Genomic DNA, 11,056 nt, shown 5'->3' with positions numbered 1-11,056 from the left:
ACTACCCGCGAGGCGTCGCCATTTCAGTCAGAGTGACCGATCTACTAATACTGGGGTCCATAATCGGTTCTCCTTCTGGCTTTCTCTCGCTGTAACAGCGTCAAACAAGGTAGTGGGCTTTGACTATGTTCAGATGACATGACCCCTCCTTTCCGTACCCGGCGGTTCGATTACGTAAAAAACAGCCGCTCCTGCGCAAATGGAGGCAGATGGCGGGTGCAAAAACCTGCGACCGCAGCGAACGTAAGACGCACGCAGCGGTTCAGGAGCGAACAGAAGGATCTGATCGCCCAGGCTTTATGTTTTAGTTACGCGAAGGAGTTCAATACTGATGCGCGCAACGTCTTGCTCTTGGCAAGACGTTGGCTAAGGGAATCTAGCTAAGATCTGGCCAAGCCTATGCGGAAATTTTTTCCGATTTATTACAATGGCTATCCAAGGTAATAGGCTCTCCAAGATATGACGGACGAATTTTATGCGTGCCTAATAAAAAAAGTCAATACAAGTTGTTTCAGTCCCGCGGTCGCCTGCCAACTACCTGCACGCCCGGTACCTGAGCCCGCTGTTAAACCCATCTTGGTGGGCGATCCCCTGCTGGCGTATCAGTCATAGATTTCTTTCGCTTTACCTTACATATGGAAAATCATATATTCGGAAAACCGCATATAGACTGAGGCCTCGTCATGACCAGCGCATCAAAATATTCCTCTTGGTGAAATTCAGACTCAGAGAACAGCAATGACCGACCACCTGACACCGACCACCGTTTTCAAATGCCTGGCTGACGACAATCGGGTGCGCATGATGCTGCTGGTTACCCGTGAGGGTGAACTCTGCGTCTGCGAACTGACCTGCGCGCTGAATGAGAGTCAGCCCAAGGTATCCCGACACTTGGCCCAACTGCGCACTTGCGGATTGCTGGCGGATCGTCGGCAAGGCCAATGGGTCTACTACCGGCTGCATCCGAACCTGCCTGATTGGGTGCATGGTGTTCTGACTACCGTGCTGGAGGCCAACAAACATTGGTTGAGCCCGGATGCGAAACGCCTTGATGAAATGGGCGACCGCCCGGAACGGGCCGCTGCTTGCTGGAGTCGGCAGAAGAACTCATGAACCGTGTTAACCAGCGCTCTATCTGAGGGTATTTCACCGTGCAACAACATCCGTATTCCGTATTGCCCCTGACGCAGCTCAAAGGCCAACTGATTTTCACCCCGTGCCCTGGCACCAAGGGCACCCGGTCTTTTGAAGCATTGCAAACCCTCAAGGACGCCGGTGCATCGGCTCTGCTGACGCTGATGCCGACCGAGGAGTTGCTCCAGAACGAAGTCGACCTGCTGCCTGAAGAATGCCAGCTCCTGGGCATTGAATGGTTTCACCTGCCGGTAGCGGACGAACAGGTCCCCGGCGAGGCATTCAAGGCGGCCTGGGAACAGCACCATCAACGCCTCAAGCAGTTGCTGACCGAAGGCAAGACCATTGCCATCCACTGCAAAGGTGGCTCTGGTCGCACCGGCCTGATCGCGGCGCAGTTATTGATCGAATGCGGCGTGCCGTTCGACGAAGCGATCTGCGAGGTGCAGTCGCTGCGTCCACGCGCCATTCAACATCCTGCCCATATTGAATACATCGACCAGTTCGACACTCGTAAGTCGGACTCCCACTGACAGCAGATACAGAGAATAAAGACATGACTATCAAAGTGGGTATCAATGGTTTCGGTCGGATCGGTCGCCTCGCTCTGCGAGCTGCCTGGAGCTGGCCAGAATTTGAATTCGTGCAGATCAATGACCCGGCAGGTGATGCAGCCACCCATGCGCATCTGTTGAATTTCGACTCCGTGCATGGCCGCTGGCACTATCAGGCCAGCGCTGAGGGCGACTGCATCATCATCGACGACAAGCGGGTCAAGGTCAGCGCCAATAAGGCGATTGCCGACACCGATTGGTCGGGTTGCGATCTGGTGATCGAAGCCAGCGGCAAAATGAAGACCGTTGCGGTCCTCCAGGGCTACCTGGACCAAGGTGTGAAGCGCGTCGTGGTCAGTGCCCCGGCGAAGGAAGAAGGTGCGTTGAACATCGTGATGGGCGTCAATCATCAACTGTTCAAGCCTGCGGAACATCGCATCGTCACGGCGGCGTCCTGCACCACGAACTGCCTGGCTCCCGTGGTTAAAGTGATTCACGAAAATCTGGGCATTCGTCACGGCTCGATCACCACCATTCACGACCTGACCAACACGCAAAGCATCCTCGATCAGCCGCACAAGGATCTGCGCCGTGCGCGCGCTTCCGGGATGAGCCTGATCCCTACCAGCACCGGCTCGGCCACGGCCATCGCCGAAATTTTCCCGGAATTGCGCGGACGCCTGAATGGTCACGCCGTGCGCGTACCGTTGGCCAACGCGTCGCTGACCGACTGCGTGTTCGAGGTCGAACGCGCCACCACCGCAGAGGAAGTGAATCAGCTGCTGAAGGACGCCTCAGAAAACGAACTGAAGGACATTCTCGGCTATGAGGAGCGGCCTCTGGTGTCCATCGACTACCGCACCGATCCGCGCTCGTCGATCATCGACGCGCTGTCGACCATGGTCATCAATGGCACCCAAGTGAAAATCTATGCTTGGTACGACAACGAATGGGGCTACGCCAACCGCACTGTCGAGCTGGCGAAAATGGTCGGGCTGGCAGTCTGACAGGAGATTGCGCCCCATCGCGCAGCAAACTCGGTCTTGGGTTCACACTGAATCCCCCGTGGGAGCGAATTTATTCGCGAAGGCGTCGGCACATCCACCATCGTCGGCGCCTGATAGACCGTATTCGCGAATGAATTCGCTCCCACAGTTAATCCCGCATTCCAAAAAATAATCTTTTAAATCCAATGGGTTGAATCTAGTTTGATGAGAGCGATCATGAACGCGTTGTCAGCCCTCGCTCCAGAAGTGCGGCAGTATCTGCTGGTCACGGGTAACTACTGGGCCTTTACCCTCACCGACGGCGCCTTGCGTATGTTGGTTGTGCTGCACTTTCACGCACTGGGCTACAGCCCACTTCAAATTGCGGCGCTGTTCCTGTTCTACGAATTCTTTGGCGTGGTCACCAACCTCGTCGGTGGTTTTCTGGGGGCTCATTTGGGTTTGAACCGAACCATGAACATTGGTTTGGCGATTCAGGTCGTGGCATTGCTGATGCTGGCAGTGCCCTCGGTCTGGTTGACCATCCCTTGGGTGATGGGCGCCCAGGCGCTGTCGGGGATTGCCAAAGACCTGAACAAGATGAGCGCCAAAAGCTCCATCAAGCTTCTGGTGTCTGATGGACAACAGGGCAAACTCTACCAGTGGATAGCGATCCTCACCGGCTCGAAGAACGCTCTTAAAGGCGTCGGATTTTTCCTCGGCGGTGCACTGCTGACTACCATTGGCTTCAAGGGTGCCGTGCTGGCCATGGCCAGCGTCTTGGGGCTGATCTGGATCAGCAGCCTGATCTCGCTACAGAAGGACTTGGGCAAAGCTCAAGCCAAACCCAAGTTTCGCGAGATCCTGTCCAAGAGCCGTGCAATCAACATTCTGTCGGCAGCACGGATGTTTTTATTCGGCGCGCGGGATGTCTGGTTTGTCGTCGCGTTGCCGGTGTATCTCAGTACAGCCTTTGGCTGGGACGTCTGGATGGTCGGTGGTTTCCTAGCGGCGTGGGTTATCGGCTATGGCATCGTGCAGTCGTTCGCCCCGGCTATCACTGGCAAAAGACGTGGGCATGTGCCTGATGGTCGCGCCGCCTTCCTCTGGGCACTTCCGCTGGCAGTGTTGCCGGGAGCGATTGCCCTGGGTTTGAACACCGGACTATCCGAGCAGGTCGTTCTTTTGGGCGGGTTGATGGTCTTCGGCGCACTGTTCGCCGTGAACTCATCACTGCACAGTTACCTGATCGTCTCCTACGCCAAGGAAGACGGCGTATCGCTGGATGTGGGTTTCTACTACATGTCCAACGCCATGGGCCGATTGATCGGCACCGTCCTCTCCGGATGGATTTACCAGGTGTATGGGCTGATTGCGTGCCTGTGGATCTCGACCGCATTTGTGTTGCTCGCCGCTTTGATCTCTATCGCTCTGCCCAGGCATGCCCTGCCCAAGTGAAACAGCTAGTCAAGCAACTCGGCAAGCCAGGCAGTCATCTCCGGGATATCGGTCTCGAAGATGCCAAAGTGTGCCCCCAACTCAACACCTTCACCAACCGTGGCATAGATTCGGTAGTACACGTTGTTGCCCTGTGCGCCTAGCTCACCGACGAGCAAGGTGGAATCACTGACTTGCACCCGGGGATCGCTCTGCGCGTGCGTAATGCGCACCGGCACAGGGATCTTCAGTGCAGGATTCATCAGATCAAGTTGACGCAGAAACTCCTGCTGATGGGGGTTGGGGTGGTGCACGATATCTCCCCTAAACTGCGCCGTGCCCAGGATGCCGCCCCAGGAATCGGACTGACTGAGCTCGACCCGGCATTTGCACGCGGCGTCTTCAAACAGCGCAAATGCTTGCTCCGTGAGTACCTGGTCAGGATCGATCGGATTGCCATTGGCAGTGGCACCCGCTCGCGAACCGACGATGGCTCCAGACAGGAACAGCGGGGTAAAGGCGAAACCAGGGAAGGTGACTGCCGCCTGCGCACCGCGCAGAAGTCCGGTCTTCAAATGAGAGGCTGGCGCCAGTGCGGCCACGCCTCGCACATCCAGCTCGGGCGTCCATTGTTTTGCATAATGAGCGGCGAATAGGGCTGCCTGTCCGCCCTGCGAATGTCCAGTGATGGCAACACGATTGGATATCTGCGGGTAGCGTTGGCGCGCGGCCCGAACCATGTCGAGCACCCCGTATGCTTCGGATTGACCAAGCAGATACGGATGATTTCCGGGTGTACCCATGCCCTCGTAGTCGGTCATGACAACCGCCCACCCCAGCTTAAGAAAAGCGTTGAGCATGATATGCGGTGCCTGATTGATCAGATGATGCTCCAGCAGTTCGTGAGCCATCTGCTTGCTGTCGCGTGAGGGTGCGCATTTGCTACCCAGCCCGAGCGTGCCATGCGCCCAACTGATCACCGGATAACCCAGCTTGCCTGGAGGACCGGAGGGCAGCGCGATAATGCCGGAGACGCCAATTGGGGTACCGTCGACTGCCTGAGATTGATAGAGCATCAACTCGGTATGGCTGGCTGCGGCGAGGGCTGCGGGTCCGCCGAGCGTCCGAGTCCAGATGACATCCCCATGTTCTCCGACCAAGTCAGCAGGTGGGTTGTAGAAGCCATCACCCTCAGGCGGTTGCGCGACTGCGCCAAGCGTTTCTACTGTCATGAAAATCCCCTCCATGGGAGTGTGTTGCTTCATTCGTATCTTTCAATATAGATCCCATCACAGCGGGCAAGCGCACCCCCGATCAATGGCGCGACCACATGGCTGCTCTATCTGCTGGTCATACACAGCACCGGCGCTTATGGTGCTGCTATGTCATCCAACTACAACAGCCGCCCACTGTTGCGGGAAGTGTTGATCGAGCACGGGCACGGCAAATTGATTCGACGCCCACAGCCACTGGCGGACTTGTTGGCCCTGGAGTTGGGGCTTTAGAAGTCAGGGTTGAATCGAAACAGTCGGTTGATGAGTATTCTCTTTCAGCCGACAACAGAAACAGACGGCACTGGCGCTAAAGCTCGGAGCTTCACGGGCAAGCTGAGCTATGCTGAGCGATATTCTCACTGCCCGGAAACCGCTCAATGGCCACGATGCCCACCACAATTCAATCACGGGGCTTGGCCTTCTGGTGGAAGCCAATCCTGTTCTTGTTGGTAGCCGTCATTGGCCTTTACTACGTCAAATGGTCGCCCTACTACCTCAAGTCGTTCGTCGCCGCTGACAATCACAACATCGGGGCCTCGATTCTCGGCGCTGCACAGGACGGTCCACTCACCGCCGCGCTGGCTTACGCCCAGGTGTATTTCCTGGCGATCTGGAAAGCGGCAGTGCTGGCGGTAATCCTTGGCTCACTCCTGCAAGTGCTTATTCCCCGGGACTGGCTGCTGAACCTGTTCGGGCGGGCCGGCTTTGGCTCGACGTTGCGCGGCGGGCTGTTTGCGCTGCCTGGCATGATGTGCAGTTGCTGCGCCGCTCCCGTGGCCGCGGGCATGCGTCGCCAGCAGGTTTCCGTGGGCGCGGCGCTGGCCTTCTGGATCGCCAATCCAGTGCTGAACCCGGCGACCCTGGTGTTTATGGGTTTCGTGCTGGGGTGGGAGTTCACCGCACTGCGCCTGGTGGCCGGCGTGGTAATGGTGCTGGGCGTCTCGCTGATTGCTCAACGCATCGCCAGCCCAGAGCAAGTCCCTGAGCAAGCGCTGGAAGCCGTAGCGGACGCGAGCTCAACCGACCAGAAGAATTTCCTGACGCGCTGGACGCAGACGTTGTGGCAGTTGTTCTGGAGCACCATTCCGATTTATGTGGTGGCGGTATTGGTGCTGGGCGCGGCACGGGTCTGGCTGTTCCCCCATGTGGACGCGTCCATGGGCAACAGTCTGGTCTGGATTGCGGCACTGGCCGTGGTCGGCACGCTGTTTGTGATTCCCACGGCCGCTGAAATCCCGATCGTGCAGACCATGCTGTCGCTGGGGTTGGGCACCGGTCCTGCCGTGGCGCTGCTGATGACCTTGCCAAGCGTGAGCCTGCCGTCGCTGCTGATGTTGCGCAAATCGTTCGACGCCAAGGTGCTGGTGGTTGTGGGGCTACTGACCATGCTGGTCGGCATCGTCAGCGGACTGGTGGGTGCCGCGCTGTTGTAACATTGGGCAACACACAGCCCCCTCAAATAACCTTTAAGCAATTGATAAATAATATTTTTTCTTTCTGATATTTTCGACTAGGCGCTGATCGACTGTAGGAGCTGACTTGTCTGCGATCCAGTGCGGAGCGCTGGCAAAAATGGTGAATTCACCACCGCTGGAAGGTCCTTCGGCCCTTTTCGCAGACAAGTCAGCTCCTACGCCCTCCGGGCAGAATCGAGACCCAGTTTGCTGCGCGACAGCGCAGCGTCGAAGACGGGACGAAATCTCCTACAGGGATTTGCGGTCCTTCAAGTACTCAAGCACCGCCGCCTGCTCGCCCGAAAATTCGATGCGCGGCCCCTTGCTGTCTCTCTGGTAGGCATACATCGGGTCGTAGTATTCGCCAAGCATCCCGGAGATCCACTCCCGGTGCATCTCCACCGCGCCAGACCGTTCCTGCTCGATCAGCGCGCTGTCCATGACCACTGACAACCGCTGGTAGCGCTCACCGCCCAGGCGTTTGACGATACTCGACAAGCCCTGGCGCAGGTGCGCGGCAAAGATAGCGAAACCCTGTTCGATACCATGGACGCCGATGTACTCGGCACACAGGTCGATCACATAATCCTTCAAAATCCGTTCGACCCGATGCTCGAAGCGCTCTTCGAGCCAGACCAGCGGGTACTGCTGCATGCCCTGATACAGCGTCAACGGGATCGCGCGGCTTCCGACAGCGCGCCCCTCGTCCTCAAGCACGAACTGACTCACGCCCGCCGCGCGCTTCTTGAGAATGTCGATTGCCAAGGCATTTTCGAAATTGATCTGAACCGGTTGCGCCGTTGCATGCTTGCCGAAACTGGAACCCCGGTGATTCGCGTGGCCTTCCAGGTCCAGGGCATTGGCCAGCTGTGACAGCACCTCGGTCTTGCCCGAGCCCGTCAGCCCCCCCACCAGCACGAAATCGCACTCGGCCACGGCGTTGTCAGTGACTTCGATCAGGTAGGTACGCAGCGCCTTATAGCCATCGATGACACGCGGATACTCGATCCCGGCCTCACTCTTGAGCCATTGCTGGGTGAGTTGCGAACGCAAACCGCCCCTGAAGCAATACAGGAAGCCTTGGGGTTGGGAGCGGGCAAAGTCTGACCAGGCTTCGATGCGTGCCTGTTTGGTCTGACCGGAAACCAGTTGATGACCCAACTCAATGGCCGCCTGCTGGCCGTGCTGCTTGTAGCAGGTGCCGACCTTCTCCCGCTCCAGATCATTCATCAGCGGCAGATTGCGCGCCAAGGGAAAGGCACCCTTGTCGAATTCGACCGGTGCCCGTACGTCCATCAGCGGAATGTCGTTGAGAAAGATATCGCGGTAGTCGGCACTGTTGTCGCGCATCAGAACACCTCGACCGCGTGACTCTGTCGGCCGACAAATTCGCCAATCACAGACAGCACCAGGCCCAGGTCGGCGGCCATCGCGAGGAATTCCGTTTGCGCGTTCGTCTCGACGGCAATCAGCAGCCCGCCACTGGTTTGCGGATCGCACAGCAATAATTTCTGCATCTGCGTCAACGGGGTGATACGCCCGGAATAGCTGTCGAAGTTGCGATGGGTGCCGCCGGGGATGCAGTTCTGCTCCAGATAGAAATCGACACTGGGCAGCCGAGGCACGGCCGCAAAGTCGATACGCGCCGTCAGTTGGCTGCCGTCAGCCATCTCCACCAGATGGCCAAGCAGGCCAAAGCCGGTGACGTCGGTCATCGCCTTGACCCCTTCGATTCTGGCGAAACGGCTGCCGGGTTTGTTGAGCGTACACATCAGGTCGCGTGCCACGCCTTGATCCTCCGCCCGCAACACACCCTTCTTCTCTGCCGTGGTGAGAATGCCGATACCCAGGGGTTTGGTCAGGTAGAGCTTGCAGCCCTCGGTGGCCGTGTCATTGCGCTTCATGAAGCGCTTTTCGACCAGCCCTGTCACCGCCAGGCCAAAAATCGGCTCGGGGGCATCAATCGAATGCCCGCCGGCCAGCGGGATGCCCGCCTCGTCACAGACTGCCCGTCCACCGCGAATCACTTCACGGGCGACTTCCGGTGCCAACACGTTGACCGGCCAACCCAGAATCGCGATCGCCATCAACGGATCGCCACCCATGGCGTAGATGTCGCTGATGGCATTGGTGGCAGCGATCCGACCGAAGTCGTACGGATCGTCCACAATCGGCATGAAGAAATCGGTGGTCGACACCACGCCGCGCTCTTCATCGATGGCATACACCGCTGCATCGTCCCGCGAGGCATTGCCGACCCAGAGCTTGGGATCAAGGTTCTGTGCACCACTGCCAGCCAGAATCACTTCCAGCGTTTGCGGGGAGATCTTGCAGCCACAACCTGCGCCGTGACTGTACTGGGTAAGGCGAATCGGCTCGCTCATGGGTGCACCTCTGAATATCAAGTCGTCGGATATTAGCAGAGCGCTCAAGGATGGAAGGTGGATTAGAGGTGAACGGCCAGCTTGCTGAGCTACTGCGCATCGGTGGCAAGGCAGCCCTCCAATTCATCTCTACCGGCCAGTTTCCAGCGCATACCGACGGCAATGCTCCAGGTAACCCTGCTCATGGCTGCCCACCAGTTGAACCACGCTGGTCCATAACCAGGACGGCGCATCAAGGTTTTTTGAGCGATTGAGCTGCAAGTCAGCCAGCCAGCTTTTGCGCGTGGCTTCATCCATCTGCCGCGCATGGGCAATGCCCACCACTCTCGCGAGATAGCCCGCTGCGCGAGTGGCATCTTGCTCGTTCAGTGTGTCCAGTTCCAGCTTCAAGTCTTGCGGCAGCAGTTCGCGGATAAACATGCCGTGGTCAAGAACACGCGTAGCCAGCATGCGCTCACCGAGCGCTGGGGATAGCTGACGAGCCCCCTCGACCACACGGCGGGCATTGTCCCGAGGCATATGAGCGCGCGCGACGCGGGGAGCCGCCGCGCCGACGGCTTGTTTGATATCGATGAGGCAATAGTCTTGCTCCTCTTGCCCCCCTACGCCCAGCAACACCGCATACCGCAACAAGCCAAGCGAACTACAACCCTTGACCCAATAGGCGGAATCGAGCAGCTCGACACGGGCATCATCCGGTCGCCCCTTTAGCGAGGTGACGAGTTGCTGGATCTCGGGTGTGACGCACAGCGCCTTGATCGCGGCTTTTTCATCGAGCGATAGTGGCCAGAAGCTCTTGCCAAGGGGAATGGTCGGACGCGCGTTCTCTATACGTTCACGGGCCAGGTGTTTCCAGGTGCGCTGTACCGCCGAGCGCATGCCGCCCTTCACCTGGCTTGGGCGTTCAGGTGCTTCGCCCGAACCTTTAACGAAGGCTTGCTCGTAGCCCTTCATCATTTCTTCGAGCATGCGTGCCGTCGTCACACCGGGTAAATCCGAACCACGCGCAGCGGTGGCCAATGACAACGCCAGTCGGACCAGATCATGTACCGGGTTGCCAATCACCGCTTGGTCGAGATCGCGAATATGAATATCGATACGACCATGGATGTCGCCAGTCGGGCCAAGGTTACCCACGTGGCAGTCACCGCAAATCCAGACACCGGGACCATGGGGTAAACGCCGCCCTCGCTGGCTGTGCAACCAGTCATAAAACTGCACGGCATTGCCACGCACATAAGCATGAGCGGAACGGGCCATTTTCTCGTTGCGGAGACTGTTGAGGAGCACCAGCCGTTCTTGCGGGCGAGGCAATTTCATCAGGCATTCTTTCCGCGTCTTATGGACTTCAATAGACTTGAAGAATCAGACATTGGTTTCAAAATTAACGAGAGTGAGTCATGAGCAGCGAACTACAGGTTGTAGAGATTCAACCAGGCGACGGCAAAGAAGTGGTCAAAGGCGCTTTGATCACCACCCAATACACCGGTTTTCTTGAGGACGGAACCACGTTCGACTCATCCTGGGAGCGCGGCAAGCCGTTCCAATGCGTCATCGGAACCGGACGCGTGATCAAAGGCTGGGATCAAGGACTGATGGGCATGAAAGTCGGCGGCAAACGCAAACTCTTCGTGCCGGCCCACCTGGCCTATGGCGAAAGACAGATCGGCGCCCATATCAAGCCGAACTCAAATTTGATCTTCGAGATCGAGCTGCTGGAAGTGCTGACGCGGGATGATTGACGGCGTACTACACTGAATTATTCCCCTACAGGGGTGCGCAGCTGACGGCTTCCCGGCACATCGCGCCTCCGCTGTCGCCCTGGTCATCTAT

Annotated in this window: 10 protein-coding genes and 1 pseudogene; 7 read left to right on the top strand and 4 right to left on the bottom strand. The window is 57.9% G+C overall.

Annotated features, from left to right (window positions below):
• Positions 1–738: 738 nt before the first annotated feature.
• From AC1MEE_RS05805 to arsJ, 4 genes are all read left to right on the top strand, one after another.
• Entirely contained in the window at positions 739–1,113 is a 375-nt protein-coding gene (locus AC1MEE_RS05805) for a metalloregulator ArsR/SmtB family transcription factor (RefSeq protein WP_480414358.1), read from the top strand.
• Between the two features lie 38 nt (positions 1,114–1,151).
• Positions 1,152–1,667, top strand: coding sequence for a cyclin-dependent kinase inhibitor 3 family protein (locus AC1MEE_RS05800; RefSeq protein WP_480414357.1), 516 nt, complete (start codon positions 1,152–1,154; stop codon positions 1,665–1,667).
• Between the two features lie 23 nt (positions 1,668–1,690).
• Positions 1,691–2,695, top strand: a complete 1,005-nt coding sequence (locus AC1MEE_RS05795; RefSeq protein ID WP_480414356.1) for an ArsJ-associated glyceraldehyde-3-phosphate dehydrogenase — start codon at positions 1,691–1,693, stop codon at positions 2,693–2,695.
• A gap of 216 nt (positions 2,696–2,911) precedes the next feature.
• Positions 2,912–4,132, top strand: coding sequence for an organoarsenical effux MFS transporter ArsJ (gene arsJ / locus AC1MEE_RS05790; protein WP_480414355.1), 1,221 nt, complete (start codon positions 2,912–2,914; stop codon positions 4,130–4,132).
• A 5-nt stretch (positions 4,133–4,137) separates the two neighbouring features.
• Here arsJ and AC1MEE_RS05785 read toward each other — a convergent pair whose 3' ends face one another.
• Positions 4,138–5,343 carry a lipase family protein gene (locus tag AC1MEE_RS05785; protein ID WP_480414354.1) on the bottom strand — a complete coding sequence of 402 codons (1,206 nt, stop codon included), beginning with the start codon at positions 5,341–5,343 and terminating at the stop codon, positions 4,138–4,140.
• Positions 5,344–5,454: 111 nt separating this feature from the next.
• Here AC1MEE_RS05785 and AC1MEE_RS05780 point away from each other — a divergent pair.
• Positions 5,455–5,616: pseudogene (locus AC1MEE_RS05780) on the top strand (diaminopimelate decarboxylase); the annotation flags it as partial.
• A 146-nt stretch (positions 5,617–5,762) separates the two neighbouring features.
• Positions 5,763–6,818: a permease gene (locus AC1MEE_RS05775; protein ID WP_480414353.1), complete on the top strand. Its 1,056-nt coding sequence runs from the start codon at positions 5,763–5,765 to the stop codon at positions 6,816–6,818.
• Positions 6,819–7,088: 270 nt separating this feature from the next.
• Here AC1MEE_RS05775 and mnmH read toward each other — a convergent pair whose 3' ends face one another.
• From mnmH to AC1MEE_RS05760, 3 genes are all read right to left on the bottom strand, one after another.
• Complete coding sequence (gene mnmH / locus AC1MEE_RS05770) at positions 7,089–8,189, bottom strand: tRNA 2-selenouridine(34) synthase MnmH (RefSeq protein WP_480414352.1); 1,101 nt, start codon at positions 8,187–8,189, stop codon at positions 7,089–7,091.
• Positions 8,189–9,223 carry a selenide, water dikinase SelD gene (gene selD, locus AC1MEE_RS05765; protein WP_480414351.1) on the bottom strand — a complete coding sequence of 345 codons (1,035 nt, stop codon included), beginning with the start codon at positions 9,221–9,223 and terminating at the stop codon, positions 8,189–8,191. Before selD ends, mnmH begins: the two co-directional genes overlap by 1 nt.
• Positions 9,224–9,352: 129 nt before the next feature.
• Complete coding sequence (locus tag AC1MEE_RS05760) at positions 9,353–10,543, bottom strand: DUF2252 domain-containing protein (protein WP_480414350.1); 1,191 nt, start codon at positions 10,541–10,543, stop codon at positions 9,353–9,355.
• A gap of 80 nt (positions 10,544–10,623) precedes the next feature.
• Between AC1MEE_RS05760 and AC1MEE_RS05755 the strand changes: the two genes are divergently transcribed.
• Positions 10,624–10,965 carry an FKBP-type peptidyl-prolyl cis-trans isomerase gene (locus AC1MEE_RS05755; RefSeq protein WP_480414349.1) on the top strand — a complete coding sequence of 114 codons (342 nt, stop codon included), beginning with the start codon at positions 10,624–10,626 and terminating at the stop codon, positions 10,963–10,965.
• Positions 10,966–11,056: the final 91 nt, after the last annotated feature.

Source organism: Pseudomonas sp. ASL3, from assembly GCF_056680425.1.
Note: the sequence above shows the minus strand (reverse complement) of the source record. Positions and strands in the feature narration are given on the sequence as shown.